Source organism: Gordonia jacobaea (assembly GCF_965344965.1).
In the GTDB taxonomy this organism is placed as follows: Bacteria; Actinomycetota; Actinomycetes; order Mycobacteriales; family Mycobacteriaceae; genus Gordonia; species Gordonia jacobaea.
Genome location: NZ_CBDRLS010000002.1, coordinates 554,189 through 567,098, shown reverse-complemented (window position 1 = coordinate 567,098; position 12,910 = coordinate 554,189). Strand labels below are relative to the sequence as shown.

Genomic DNA, 12,910 nt, shown 5'->3' with positions numbered 1-12,910 from the left:
CGGCCACAGGGTCACCCCAGCGCGCTCAGTGCTTTCAGCCGCTCGTGTGCCTGATCCATGATCGACTGGATGAGGGCATCGCAACTGGGGAGGTCGTCGATCATCCCGACCACCTGGCCGGACGCGAGAACCCCTGCGCGCGTATCACCTTCGACGAGCCCCGCGCGCAACAGCATCGGGGTGTTGCCCGCCATGATGACCTGCTGCCAACTGCGCTCGCCCGACTTGCGCATCGCACGCCCGTCGCGCAGCATCGTCGTCCACTTCATGCCGGTCAACTGCTTGAACTCGTTGGCATTTCGTGCCGCCGCGAACAGCGCGCGGATCGGGCTGCCACTTTCGAGCGCCTCGACGAGTGGGGTGCGCAGCACCCGATGCGGCATACCGTCGACCTTCACCGAAACGACGGTGTCGTTGAGAGTGCGCGTCAGATACTCCTGCTTCACCGCGTCGGGAACTGCGGAGTCGGCGGTGAGCAGGAACCTGGTACCCATCGCGACACCCTCAGCCCCGTATGCCAGCGCCGCAGCGAGCCCCCGACCGTCGAAGAAGCCTCCCGCCGCGACGACCGGCATGTCGGAACCGCTGTCGCGCAATGCATCCAGCACGGAGGGAAGCAGTAGTGTCGTCGCGACCGGTCCGGTGTGGCCGCCGCCCTCACCGCCCTGCACGATCACCGCATCCGCACCCCACGACGCGACCTTCACGGCGTGCTTGGCCGCACCGATCGACGGGATCACGACGACACCGTTGTCCTTGAGCTTCGCGATCAGGTCCTTCTTCGGTGCCAGCGCAAACGACGCGACGCGCACCCCCTCGCGAATCAGCAGGTCGATCCGTTCGGTGGCATCGGTGGCGTCGGCGCGGATATTGACCCCAAAGGGCTTGTCGGTCAACGACTTCGTCTTCGCAATTGCCGATTCCAGCTCGGCATAGGTCATCGTCGCCGACGCCAGGATGCCGAGACCGCCCGCATTCGATGTCGCAGAGGTCAACGACGGGCCTGACACCCACCCCATCCCGGTCTGCACGATCGGATATTCGACGCCGACCAACTCGGTGAACCGGGTCGGTAGCGCGGCCGCGCGTGCCGTCGAACTCATTTCACCTCCCGGTCGCGAACACCCTTGGGGTCCAGAATGTCTCGGATGATGGCGAGCTCGTTCTCCGACGGCGCCCTGGTCGACGGGGCCTCCGTGAGACCCGCGATCTCGAACGAGGTGTTCTCGACGACCTCTGCCGCCTCGACGCCGGGGTGTAGCGACAGTGCCCGCATCGTGTGGCCGGGTCCGCCGAAGTCGAAGACGCCGAGATTGGTGACGACGCGATGAATGTCGAGGTCGTCGAATGCAGGATTGTCGGGATCGACCTTGTCGTAACCGATTCCGCTGACGACGTCGACCTTGTCGCCGAAGACACGCGCGGAATGTCGGGGGACCCAGTAACTCGTCGGATGGTTGATGGTGTTGCCCGGCGCTCCGCGCACACCGAACATCTGACGCGTGGGGTGTTGGAGTGGACCGAACGCCGACAGGTTCTGGTTACCGTGTCGGTCGATCTGGTTGGCGCCCATGACCACGTGTCGCCTACCGGACGCCACGACGTCGAAGACTTTTGAGAACGGCATCCATCCCTCGATGGGACCCGACTTCCCGATCGGCGGTGTGTCGGCGAGGATCAACGCCTCGCCGTCGGTGATGAGCAGGTCGGGTGAGAAGGTCAGGCGCGCCAACCGGGCACCGAGCAGCGGCACCGGCGCCATGGGCGACGCCATGATCTCGCCGGCATCGCGGAAGATCTCGGCGCACGCGACGACGCACACCTCTGCACGGGTGACATCGGTTTCCGTTGCCGCAGCTTCTGTTGCCGCAGTTGTCACTTCGACTCCTCCTGCTCACGGCGCCAGGCGTCGACCTCGCGCTGATATGTCGCCTCGTCGACGTCGAGAAAGCGACGACGGAACGTCGACCACTTCTCGGGATCCTTGGCGCATTCGACGTAGAACCGTTGAAACGCCTCGTCGCGGCCGTACTCGCCCGCAAACGTGAAGTGGGCGCCGTTGGGAGCGTGCACAACCTTGTCGACGTGCATCCGGTTGAGTAGAAGCCGTTGCGTCGGAACGGACTTGGCGAGTACCTCGGTCGAGACCAGTTGATCGGTCTCGAGGTAGCGACGCTGCGCCGCGGCGCAGAACAGATCGTCCATGTACGGGTCGACGCCGGTGTAGGCGGCGTTGCCGCGCGAGTCGGCGATGTCGAGGTGGACGAATGCGGCGTCGAGTTGCAGTGCAGGCATGGCGATCAGGGTCTGGGTTCGGCCGTCGCGATCGGGATACGGCGACGCGACGGTCTTCAGTTCGCCCTCCCAGAAGTCGGGCACCGACGATCCGAGACCGGCGCGTGTCGGTAGGAACGGCAGGCGAGCGGCAGCCGCTTGGAGCCCGCTCTTGACCATGCCCTCGTCCATCTCGCGGGATTCGATGGCGCCACTGGTGCGCGCCGCCGAGAACCACGGGTCGTAGAAGGGTGCCGAGTCGAGCGAGACGAAACCGTAGTACGCTCGGCGGACTTTGCTTGCGGCGCAGAGCAATCCGAGGTCGGGCCCACCGTAGGTGACGACGGTCAGATCCTTGACGTCGGAGCGCGCGAGAGCCCGGACGAGTGCCATCGGCTTGCGACGCGAACCCCACCCGCCGATTCCGATGGTCATGCCGTCGCGGAGTTCTCCGATGACGTCGTCGAGCGTGCTGGTCTTGTCGGCTGGTGTCGAGGTCTGGGGTGTCGAGGCCTGCAGCGTCGCGGTCTGGGGTGTTGAGGTGTCGGCCATGTCAGCGGCTCCCCTGTGTGGTCTTCGGCTTTCCCGTCGCGACGAATGCGTCGCGGTGCTCGTCGGCAACGCCTGCCAGATTGAGTTCGAACGTGTACCCCTGCTCCAGGCGATAGCTGGCCTTCACGTCGACGGGGTCGATGTGGTTGATCGCCGATTTCGCAGCACGGATGACCCGCGTGTCCTTGGCGGCGATCTGCTCGGCGACGTCGAGCGCCGTTGCGTCGAGCTCGTCGGCCGGCACCACCTTGTAGACGGACCCGAAGTGCAGGAGCTGTTCTGCGGTGACGTTGCTCGCCGTGTAGTACAGCGTGCGCATCATGTGCTGCGGGACGAGCCGGGCGAGGTGCGTTGCCGCGCCGAGCGCGCCGCGATCGACCTCCGGCAACCCGAAGACCGCGCCCTCCGACGCGACGATCACGTCGGCGTTGCCGACAAGACCGATTCCGCCCCCGACGCAGAACCCGTTGACCGCGACGATGACCGGCACCTTGCAGTCGTAGACCGCGGAGAACGCGGCGGCACAGCCGTGGTTGGCGGCGATCAGTGCGTCGAACCCCTCGGTTGCCTGCATCTCCTTGATGTCGACGCCCGCGTTGAATCCCCGACCTTCCGCCCGCAATACCACCGCGTGGGTGTCTAGATCGTCGCCCGCCGCGAGAATCGCGTCGGCCAACTCGAACCACGCTGCGGACGGCAGCGCGTTGACCGGCGGATAGTCGACGGTGATGGTCGTGACACCACTCGCCGAGCGCGTACTGGTGATCGGCACGCCATGCCCTCCTCCCGGGACGCATCCCGTGTGTGAACCCCGTGACCAAGGCAGTGAACTCGGATGACCACTGACTCTGAAAAACATACCAAGCAAATGCTTGGTTGTTTGGTAGGGTAGCACCCATGGGTCCGCGGTCACAGGTCACACGTCTCGACCCGCCACGGGAGACGAATCTCGGTGTGGAGAAGAAGGTCGTCCTCGTCACCGGTGGTGCGCGCGGCGTCGGCCTGGGTATCGCCAACGTGTTGGCCGATCTTGGTGCGGTTCCGGTGATCTGCGCGCGCAACCCGACCGACGATGCGTTGGCGCTCGGTGAGTTCATCGCGTGCGACGTGCGCGACGAAGCTGCGGTGGCCGCGATGGTTGCGCAGATCGTCGAGACCTACGGATCGCTCGACGGCGTGGTGAACAATGCCGGCGGATCGCCGTTCGCGCTTGCGGCCGACGCGTCGTCGTCGTTTGCGGGCAAGATCGTCGAGTTGAATCTTCTTGCACCGCTACTCGTCGCTCGCGCCGCGAATGCGGTGATGCAGCAACAGGAATCAGGTGGAGTGATCGTCAACGTGTCGAGTGTCAGCGGTCACCGACCGTCGCCGGGCACGTCCGCGTACGGCGCGGCAAAAGCCGGTCTCGACAACGCGGCAACGTCGCTTGCCGTCGAGTGGGCGCCCCGCGTTCGGGTCAACTCGGTGGTGGCCGGTCCGGTGGAAACCGAACTGGCACAGATGCATTACGGTGATGCAGATGGCATCGCGGCGGTGGGGCGCACCATCCCGATGGGGCGGATGGCAACGCCGCGCGACGTCGGCAATGCCGTCGCCTTCCTGCTTTCGCCGCTGGCCGGCTACATCACCGGCTCGACGCTCACCGTCCACGGCGGTGGCGAGAAGCCTGCATTCCTCGACGCCGCCAATGCGGGTAACGCCGTGTGAGTGACTCGGAGTCAAGGACATTGCATGGGTCGACGCTAGTGAAGGGATTGTGTTGAGCGACAACGGACATGGGTCGAACGCAGGTCGCGTGGCCATCGTAACGGGCGCGGGTCAGGGGATCGGACGTGCCCACGCGCTGGCGTTCGCGGCAGACGGTGCGTCCGTCGTGGTGAACGACTACGCCGAGGATGCCGCCGCGGCGGTCGTCGACGAGATCACCGCGAGCGGCGGTCAGGCCGTCGCTTCGGTCGGCGACGTCGCCGACTGGGACGCCGGTGCCGCGATGGTGGCGACCGCACTCGACGAGTTCGGGGGCCTCGACATCGTGGTCAACAACGCGGGATTCGTGCGCGACAGGATGCTCGTCGCGATGTCGGAGGACGAGTGGGATGCAGTCGTCCGCGTCCACCTGAAGGGGCACTTCGTCGGGCTACGCCACGCTGCAGCGTATTGGCGGGCGGAATCCAAAGCGGGGTCGACGCGGCAGGCCCGGGTGATCAACACCTCGTCGGGCGCAGGGTTGTTCGGATCGGTCGGCCAGGGCAACTATTCGGCGGCGAAAGCAGGCATAGCCGAACTGACCATCCAGGCGGCGGCCGAGCTGGGTGCCTACGGCGTGACGGTCAACGCGATCGCACCGTCGGCACGCACGCAGATGACGCTTGGCGCCGGTGAGGCGATGGCGGCGCAGATGGCTGCTCCCGATGACGGTTCGTTCGACGCGATGGACCCCGCGAACATCTCCGCGCTGGTCGTGTGGCTCGGATCGGTCGAATCGGCGAACGTCACCGGGAGGGTCTTCGAGGTCGAGGGCGGCAAGATCACCGTGGTCGACGGTTGGCAGCGCGCGGCGTCGATCGACAAGGGCGCCCGCTGGGAACCGGCCGAACTCACGCCTGTCGTCGACGATCTGTTGGCCAAGACGCCCGCCCCGGTGCCCGTGTACGGGGCACGATGACCGACAGTGCTCCTGCCGACGACGACGGCGATTCCGTTGGCGGACAACGGATCGCTGCCGCGCGGGCATACGTCGACGCGCTGGTCAGCCACGATTCCTCTGGCGTTCGCCTTCATCCGGATTGCACGAGGGTGGAGATGGGGATCAAGACCGGACGAAGCGGCGACCACATCGCCCGCAGCCTCGCGCGCGGCCCGCAATTTCGTCTGATTCATCGGGTCAGTGGGTTCGAGGCGGTGGTCGAAGGGCACACGGTGTCGACCAAGTATCGAGTCCACTTGGCCCCCAAGGCATTCGGCCTGTGGGCGCCGGTGAGCGAATCGTTTCTGATCGACGACGAGGTCCGGATTCGCACCATCGTCGCGCGTTTCGGGTTTCCGCGTCGACGCTGAGTGGGCCACTCAGCGCCGACGCGGTGATGCCAGACCCGGTTACGTCAGACGAGCTGTCCGTCAGACGCCCGGTGCGCGCACCACCATGGGAACCCCGGGGAAGTAGCCGGCCATCTCCGAGCGTGCCTTGCGCATGGCGGCGGTGGCGTAACCCTGCTTGCGGAAGTCGGGGTGGACCCAGACGCGGACGTCGACCTCGCCATCGGTGAGTTCGCCGAATACGAAACCCACCTTGTCGGTGCCGTCGGTCACGACCAGCCAGGCCGCCTCTTCTTCGTCGACGCGTCCGGCAGCCTGTGCGATCTCCTGGTCGATCTCGCGCGCGGGCTGTCCCGAGCCGTCTCCGGCGACCCCGAGTTCGCGGGTGCGCTCGGCGAACAGTTCGGCGTCGTCACTGGGGGAGAAAGCGCGCAGCACGACGGTGTCTCCGCTGCTCGCGGGCCGTTCGGCGAGCGTGAAGGTCAGTTGGTGGTTCAGGTCGTCGAGCTCGCTCTGGTTTCTGCGGCGCTCATCCTTGGTCAACTGGTCGAGCTTCATGTCGAGGATTGCCGATGCGCCGAGCTGTGATTTGCCGAGGAGTTCCGCGATCGCGGAGACGGCTTGGGTGTGATCGTCGGCGTCGACGATGGCGTCGAGCACCTCGTGTCGTCGGTCGAGGGCGGTGAGGAGAGCGTCGGCGATGTCGCGACGTTCGGTTGCCAGATCCACATCAGTCATGCTGTCGATCCTAATGAGCTACTGGCCGGTAGGACATGGAACAGGTTCTAGTTGATCTGATTGGGTTGTGAAGGCTGATAGGTGCACGTAGAGATATGAGTTCGACCTTGGAGCTTCCCTGAATCTAGAACACGTCCTACTCTGAAACTCATGGCATCTGAGATCTCTGAGTCCGGAATCGACCACTTGCGCGGATCGACCCATATGGGCGACCTTCTTGTCGCGGCACTGGCCAAGAACGCGTCGGGCAACGTGCTCGAACTCGGCGACACCACGCTCACCGGCGCCCAGATGGCCGACGAGATCAGCCGCTACGTCCAGGCTTTCGAAGGGTTGGGTTCGGGCACGGGATCGTCGGTAGGGCTTCTCGCGCTCAATCGCCCCGAGGTGCTGTTCGTGATCGGTGCCGGCCAGACGCAAGGTTGGCGACGCACCGCGCTGCATCCGTTGGGCTCGCTCGACGATCACGCCTACGTGCTGTCCGACGCGGGGGTGACAACGCTCGTCATCGATCCGGTGCCGATGTTCGTCGAGCGCGCTGTCGCGCTCATGGAGCGAGTCGACGGTCTCAAGCAGATCTTCACGCTCGGCCCCGTGCCCGAGGCGTTGTCGGAGGTGGGTCGAGACGTCGTCGCCGAGGCGGCGGGTTACGACGCTACGACGCTCACCGCGGCAGAGCTCTCGCCGGACCACATCATGTCGATCACCTACACCGGTGGCACCACGGGAAAACCCAAGGGCGTCATCGGCACGGTTCGCGCGATGACGACGATGACGCAGATCCAGTTGTCGGAGTGGGAATGGCCAACGCGGCCGCGCTTTCTGATGTGCACGCCGCTGTCGCACGCAGGCGCGGCGTTCTTCCTCCCGACGCTGATGAAGAACGGGTCGATGGTGGTGCTGAGCAAGTTCGATCCCGCGGAGGTGCTGCGGACCATCGAGGAGGAGAGAATAAGCGCGACCATGCTCGTGCCGTCGATGCTCTACGCCCTGATGGATCATCCGGACTCGCGCACCCGCGATCTCTCGTCACTGGAAACCGTATATTACGGTGCCTCGCCGATCAATCCGGTGCGGCTGGCCGAGGCCATCGAGCGATTCGGGCCGATCTTCGCGCAGTACTACGGGCAGTCAGAGGCGCCGATGGTCATCAGCTACCTCGCAAAGGACGAGCACCCCAAGCCGGGCGAAGACACGCACAAGCTGTCGAGTTGTGGGCGGCCGTCGTCGTTTCTGCGTACTGCGCTCCTCGGGCCAGACGACAAGCCGGTGGCGCCGGGCGAGCCGGGCGAAATCTGTGTCGCCGGACCACTTCTCGCCGCTGGGTACTGGGGGTTGCCGGAGCAGACAGCGGAGACGTTCCGCGACGGATGGCTGCGCACCGGCGACGTCGCGCGTGAAGACGCCGACGGATACTGGTACATCGTCGATCGCACAAAGGACATGATCGTCACCGGTGGCTTCAACGTGTTTCCGCGAGAAGTGGAAGACGTTGTCGCAGAACATCCGTCGGTCGGTCAGGTCGGTGTAATCGGTGTGCCGCACGAGAAGTGGGGTGAGGCGGTGACCGCCGTCGTCGTATTACGTGGCGACGTCGAGGCCGATGACGATGACCGGCAGCGGATCACGGCAGAGATCCAGGATGCGGTGAAGCAGCGGAAGGGCGCCGTGCAATCGCCGAAGGACGTGATCTTCGCCGAGTCGCTGCCACTCACCGGTCTCGGTAAGCCCGACAAGAAGGCGTTGCGCGCTAAGTTCTGGGCGTCGTCGGAGCGTGGCGTCGGCTAGCGCCGTCAGGCGGCACGCCTGCATATCTGGAGCCGTCAGGCGGCACGCCTGCATATAGAGTCGGGCCTGCCGCCGCTGCCTGCAGGATTACGTCACATGCGGCGTCGACTGCCTCTTCCGGATCGACGATGCGACTCGCCAACGCCTGCGCCGCGCGATAGGGCTCGCTGGCAGTGAGCAATTCGAGGTCGGTGTCCGCGAGCCGCGACAGCGGCGCGCCGGTCCCGGCTCCTCGATCGCGAAGAGCGGCCGCCCAGAGTGGTTGGTCGGCACTGAGCCAACCGATCACTGATGGGATTCCAGCTCGCAGAGCGGCGGCGGTGGTGCCGGCTCCACCGTGGTGGACGGCTGCTCGGCAAGCAGGGAAGAGGATCTCGTGGTCGACAGGGTCGGTGATGTGCAGCAGGCCATCGCGTTCTGGCAGTGCGTGAGGCGTATGGGCGATCACACGAAGGCGTAGCGACAGGATCGCATCAACGATCGAAGAGATGCGATCGGGTGGGATGTGCATACTCCCGAAGCCGACGTAGACGGGGGATGGCCCCGATCGAATCCAGTCGAGAATGCCGGTGGTCTGGCTATTGTCGTTGTGTCCGTTGAGTTTTGCTCGGGTCTGACTGTCAGGGAGCAGGAAGCCCGTGAACGGGCGCTGTTTTCCCCACTCGTCCTCGAGGAGTGGGAACAGTTCGGCGTCGTACGCCTGGATCTCCGGTGTTCCCTGCCGCCGAAGCCTCGCGCCTATCGTTCCCGATACCGACGGGAGACCCAGGCGACGGCGCAGAGCGCGGTCGTTCGGGCGCTGGGTGAGTGAGAAGAGGAAGTCGGCTGTGCGCCATACGGCGGCGCTGATCGCAGTGGGCAATGGCCGGTACAGCGGCGACAGCTGGTGGTTGGGACGTATCGGACAGTAATGCAGTGGCACGAAAGCGATGCGTCGACTCTCTGCGACTGTCGCGGCCCGCTCTTGCGCCAGTGGTCCGCCGACGAGGACATCCGCCGTATCGGCGAGTTCGCCCATGACTCTCTCCGACATCGCCGATCCGTGCGATCCGACCTTGCGGAGTGCGGTCAACCGCTTATACGGATTCCACGACTTGAGGTCTCGCTTCACGAGCGGACTCGAGAGCAATTCCGAAGTCGACGGACATAGGCTGCGCGTCGGCAATCCAGAACGTGACACCGCAGCGACCAGGTCGTCGGGAACAGCCAACTCGACGCTGTGTCCGCGTCGGCTGAGTTCGGCTCCGAGCGCGACCGCAGGTTGAACGTCACCTCGACTGCCGTGCATGACGAATGCTATTCGCATATGCCCCAATCTGTTTCGGTCAATTTCCACGAAGCGAACTCGGTGGCGATCAGTGCGCGGAGCGAATCCCGATCGTTGATCCGGGACGGGTTCAGCGAGCTCACCGCCAGCGTCAGCACCTCATCTCCGGTACACAACCAGCCACTGATACCGCCGGCGTGTCCGGCCAATCCGGCGGTATCCGTGGTGACCGCACGCATCGCGGTGACTCCGGGGCGGTCGGTACCGAATGACGCAAACAACGGATTCACCCGCCCGACGTTCGACGCGACACACAAGGGCGTCGACATCCCACCAGCGAGTCGACGCACGGCTCTGTCGCCCAAAGCCTGTGCAACAGTGGACATCGCGGCGATGGGACCGGGCTGCGAGTCGAGTGAGCGGTATGCGGCCTTGCATGCGTCGCGAATCTCGCTGAGGTCTGTGTAACGGTTGTCATCGAGACGAATGTGGGCGGTGACGCCTGTCGTGGCGTTGGCGCGTCGATCGTCCTCGCGATGCTGTGACACCGGAATCGACACCGGGACGACGTCTCCGGGCGATGCGATGCCGGCTTTGTCGAGGATCCCGACCATCAGTCCGACAAAGAGCGAGTTCAGTGTGCCATTGCGTTCTGCGGCAACCCGAAGTGCTTCCTCGCGATTCACGGTCACGATCACCGAGGGAGGTAGGCCTGGTTCAGTTCCTCTGGCCGCTCCCGCGCTCGTCGTCGCTACTGCACTGGTCGGGGTCGCGCTCTCAGAAGGTGCGTGCACCGGTTGTGGGCGCGCGGATCCTCGTGGTGATGCGTCGCGCATACTCGCGACGACACTGGAAACCGCCGCGCGAGCTGCCCGTGCCGCAGTGCCTGCTCCATCGGATACGTCGGATACGAGGGCAGGCATGTCTACGTCGGTGTCGTAGGCGGTCCCCGACAATGCTTCGACGATCGCCGTTATCAGCGTCGCACCGTCGCCGATCGCGTGGGCCGCCGTGAATGAGACGTACGTACCAATGCCATCGGAGTGAGCGGCGCTCAGTCGCCAGGAGGGTCCCGACACACTGTTCAGAGCGAACTGTGCCTGAGTGTCCATCCATGCGGCGGCGTGGTCGGCACTGACTGTCTCAGTGAAGAATTCGACCGAACCGGCGGTCGGCGTGTACCGCCACGCGTCGCGAGCCGGTGGTGGCCGTCGCGCGACGAGTCTCGATGCGCGACCCGCGCAGAGTCGCTCGCCGAGTCGGGAGAATGCGTCCTCGTCGAGGCGAGTGGGTAGCTGCCACACGCATTGATTCACAACCCCGAGTCCCAGGGCGTGTTCCATCCGTACGAACAGATCGTCGTCGGTGGTCAGACGCTCAACCGGCAGGGCCGAGTGTATCGACCCGGTCGTGCGCGTCGAAGTGATTGTCATGACCGCGAAAGGTAGGCACGCAACGTAAGGGGGACAAAGACAATCAAGATCGCGGTGGTTCCCACCAGCGTCCATCCGACGTCGCTTGTGATCTGTCCCTCGTTTGCCAGCCCGCGAAACGCGGAGATCAGGTGTGAGACCGGATTGACGTCAGCGATCGCCTGCATCCAACCGGGCATTGTCGTGGTCGGCACGAACGCATTGGACGTGAACGTCATCGGCATCAGCACGAGCATCGAGATGCCTTGTATCGCTGATACTTTGCGGAGCAGGACACCCAGCAACGCGAAGATCCAGCTCAGCGAGAACGCTGCGTAGACGACAAGTGTGACGCCTGCGATGACCCCGATCACGCTTTCCGGCCGGTAGCCCATGCAGAGGCCGACGACGAGAGACATCACGCTCGCGATGACGTATCGCAGGGTATCCGCAGTCAGCAAGCCTGCGAGTGGTGCGATGCGCGCTATCGGCATCGAGATCAGCCGATCGAACACACCGCTGTCGATGTCTTCACGCAACTGTGTTCCGGTGACCACCGACGTGGTCACCGCCACCGAGACCAGGACACCGGGGACAAGCAGTACGAGGTAGTTGTCGACGCCTCCCGCAACGGCTCCGCCGAAGATATTGGCAAACATCACTGTGAAGACGATGGGCACGATGATCACGTCGAACAGTTGCTGCGGGGAGTGCTTCATCCGGAGAAGCCCGCGACGAGCCAGTGCGAACGTCTGCCGCAGCCCCTGGCTGAAGGGAATCCTGTCGACAGGAGTGATCGGCCATTCGATTCCGCTACTGGTGGCGTCGGCCGTCGCCGCTGCTCCCGAATCGGCGACGCCGGACTCCGTCTGATCGATGGTGCTGCTCATGTCCGGGCCGACTCTCGGGTTGTCATGGCGAAGAAGACATCGTCCAGTGTGGGGCGCTGGAACGAGAAGTCGGCGACCTCGATGCCCGCGGACTCCAGTTGGGACACCGCGTATGCGGCCCGCCCCGGCTCCGAGGTGATCACCGAGAGAGCGCCCTCGGCAGGAATCTGAACGACATCCGCGGACAACGTTGCCCCCATGATCTCTGCGGCCTCCCGCATTCTGGATCGGTCTTCGAGTTGAACGTGCAGTGTGCGCGTTCCGATGCGCTCCTTGAGCGACTTGGCCGTACCTTCGGCCACCACCCGCCCGCCGTCGATCAGGACGATTGAGTCGGAGAGTTTGTCTGCCTCGTCGAGGTATTGGGTGGTGAGTAGCACCGTCGTACCGTTATCGACGAGGTCGCGGACGACGGCCCACATCTGAGTCCGTGTGGTGGGATCGAGACCTGTCGTCGGTTCGTCGAGGAAGAGTAGCGGCGGAGCGGAGATCAGTGAGGTGGCGATGTCGAGTCGTCGTCGCATGCCGCCGGAGAAGCCCGACACGGGGCGCGAGGCGGCGTGACTCAGTCCGAACTGTTCGATCAACTCGTGCGCACGAGAACGAGCCGCACGTCGGCCGAATCCGCGCAGGGTGGCGAACAGCTCGAGGTTTTGCTCTGCCGTCAGATCCTCGTCGAGTGAGGCGTACTGACCGGTCACCGCGATCATCGAACGCACGGCGGTCGCCTGCCTCACGACGTCACGGCCGAAGATTCGTGCTGAGCCGGAATCCGGCCGGATGAGCGTCGCCAGCATACGCACGGTCGTGGTCTTGCCTGCGCCGTTCGCGCCCAACAGTCCACACACCGATCCCGTCGGTATCGACAAGGAAATGTCTGAAACTGCATTGACATTTCCGAACTTCTTACCGAGCGAGTCGGCCTCGATTGCAATCGTCGGCAACATCACCAT

Annotated in this window: 13 protein-coding genes; 4 read left to right on the top strand and 9 right to left on the bottom strand. The window is 64.7% G+C overall.

Translation table 11 applies throughout. The features are described 5' to 3' along the window. Positions 1 to 11 precede the first annotated feature (11 nt). Genes ACRVY7_RS08755 through ACRVY7_RS08740 form a run of 4 tightly spaced genes read right to left on the bottom strand, consistent with a single transcriptional unit; the run spans position 12 to position 3,598 of the window. Complete coding sequence (locus ACRVY7_RS08755) at positions 12 to 1,103, bottom strand: NAD(P)H-dependent flavin oxidoreductase (protein ID WP_431816760.1); 1,092 nt, start codon at positions 1,101 to 1,103, stop codon at positions 12 to 14. Then, positions 1,100 to 1,879 (bottom strand): CoA-transferase subunit beta, encoded by a 780-nt coding sequence (locus ACRVY7_RS08750; RefSeq protein ID WP_431816759.1) that lies wholly within the window; start codon positions 1,877 to 1,879, stop codon positions 1,100 to 1,102. The genes ACRVY7_RS08755 and ACRVY7_RS08750 overlap by 4 nt, the downstream gene beginning before the upstream one ends. Then, positions 1,876 to 2,826 carry a CoA transferase subunit A gene (locus ACRVY7_RS08745; RefSeq protein ID WP_431816758.1) on the bottom strand — a complete coding sequence of 317 codons (951 nt, stop codon included), beginning with the start codon at positions 2,824 to 2,826 and terminating at the stop codon, positions 1,876 to 1,878. Before ACRVY7_RS08745 ends, ACRVY7_RS08750 begins: the two co-directional genes overlap by 4 nt. A 1-nt stretch (position 2,827) precedes the next feature. Continuing rightward, on the bottom strand, positions 2,828 to 3,598 hold the full coding sequence (locus ACRVY7_RS08740; protein ID WP_049699916.1) for an enoyl-CoA hydratase family protein: 771 nt from the start codon (positions 3,596 to 3,598) through the stop codon (positions 2,828 to 2,830). Positions 3,599 to 3,723: 125 nt separating this feature from the next. Between ACRVY7_RS08740 and ACRVY7_RS08735 the strand changes: the two genes are divergently transcribed. From ACRVY7_RS08735 to ACRVY7_RS08725, 3 genes are read left to right on the top strand one after another with little or no spacing between them, the layout of a single operon-like run. After that, complete coding sequence (locus tag ACRVY7_RS08735; RefSeq protein ID WP_431816757.1) at positions 3,724 to 4,533, top strand: SDR family oxidoreductase; 810 nt, start codon at positions 3,724 to 3,726, stop codon at positions 4,531 to 4,533. Positions 4,534 to 4,582: 49 nt separating this feature from the next. Next, a complete protein-coding gene (locus tag ACRVY7_RS08730; protein ID WP_431816756.1) occupies positions 4,583 to 5,491 on the top strand; it encodes an SDR family oxidoreductase in 909 nt (302 codons plus the stop codon). Continuing rightward, positions 5,488 to 5,883, top strand: coding sequence for a DUF8021 domain-containing protein (locus ACRVY7_RS08725; protein WP_431816755.1), 396 nt, complete (start codon positions 5,488 to 5,490; stop codon positions 5,881 to 5,883). The genes ACRVY7_RS08730 and ACRVY7_RS08725 overlap by 4 nt, the downstream gene beginning before the upstream one ends. A 60-nt stretch (positions 5,884 to 5,943) precedes the next feature. Here the strand turns inward: ACRVY7_RS08725 and ACRVY7_RS08720 are convergent, their stop codons facing one another. Then, positions 5,944 to 6,600, bottom strand: coding sequence for a GNAT family N-acetyltransferase (locus ACRVY7_RS08720; protein ID WP_064864258.1), 657 nt, complete (start codon positions 6,598 to 6,600; stop codon positions 5,944 to 5,946). Positions 6,601 to 6,750: 150 nt separating this feature from the next. Here ACRVY7_RS08720 and fadD8 point away from each other — a divergent pair, with 150 nt between their 5' ends. Then, positions 6,751 to 8,388 carry a fatty-acid--CoA ligase FadD8 gene (fadD8, locus tag ACRVY7_RS08715; RefSeq protein ID WP_431816754.1) on the top strand — a complete coding sequence of 546 codons (1,638 nt, stop codon included), beginning with the start codon at positions 6,751 to 6,753 and terminating at the stop codon, positions 8,386 to 8,388. Here the strand turns inward: fadD8 and ACRVY7_RS08710 are convergent. From ACRVY7_RS08710 to ACRVY7_RS08695, 4 genes are read right to left on the bottom strand one after another with little or no spacing between them, the layout of a single operon-like run. Beyond that, positions 8,351 to 9,694, bottom strand: a complete 1,344-nt coding sequence (locus tag ACRVY7_RS08710; RefSeq protein ID WP_431816753.1) for a glycosyltransferase — start codon at positions 9,692 to 9,694, stop codon at positions 8,351 to 8,353. The two genes, fadD8 and ACRVY7_RS08710, sit on opposite strands and share 38 nt — an antisense overlap. After that, entirely contained in the window at positions 9,685 to 11,088 is a 1,404-nt protein-coding gene (locus ACRVY7_RS08705; protein ID WP_431816752.1) for a hypothetical protein, read from the bottom strand. The genes ACRVY7_RS08710 and ACRVY7_RS08705 overlap by 10 nt, the downstream gene beginning before the upstream one ends. Continuing rightward, entirely contained in the window at positions 11,085 to 11,957 is an 873-nt protein-coding gene (locus ACRVY7_RS08700) for an ABC transporter permease (RefSeq protein WP_431816751.1), read from the bottom strand. The genes ACRVY7_RS08705 and ACRVY7_RS08700 overlap by 4 nt, the downstream gene beginning before the upstream one ends. Next, positions 11,954 to 12,910 (bottom strand): ATP-binding cassette domain-containing protein, encoded by a 957-nt coding sequence (locus tag ACRVY7_RS08695; RefSeq protein ID WP_431816750.1) that lies wholly within the window; start codon positions 12,908 to 12,910, stop codon positions 11,954 to 11,956. The genes ACRVY7_RS08700 and ACRVY7_RS08695 overlap by 4 nt, the downstream gene beginning before the upstream one ends.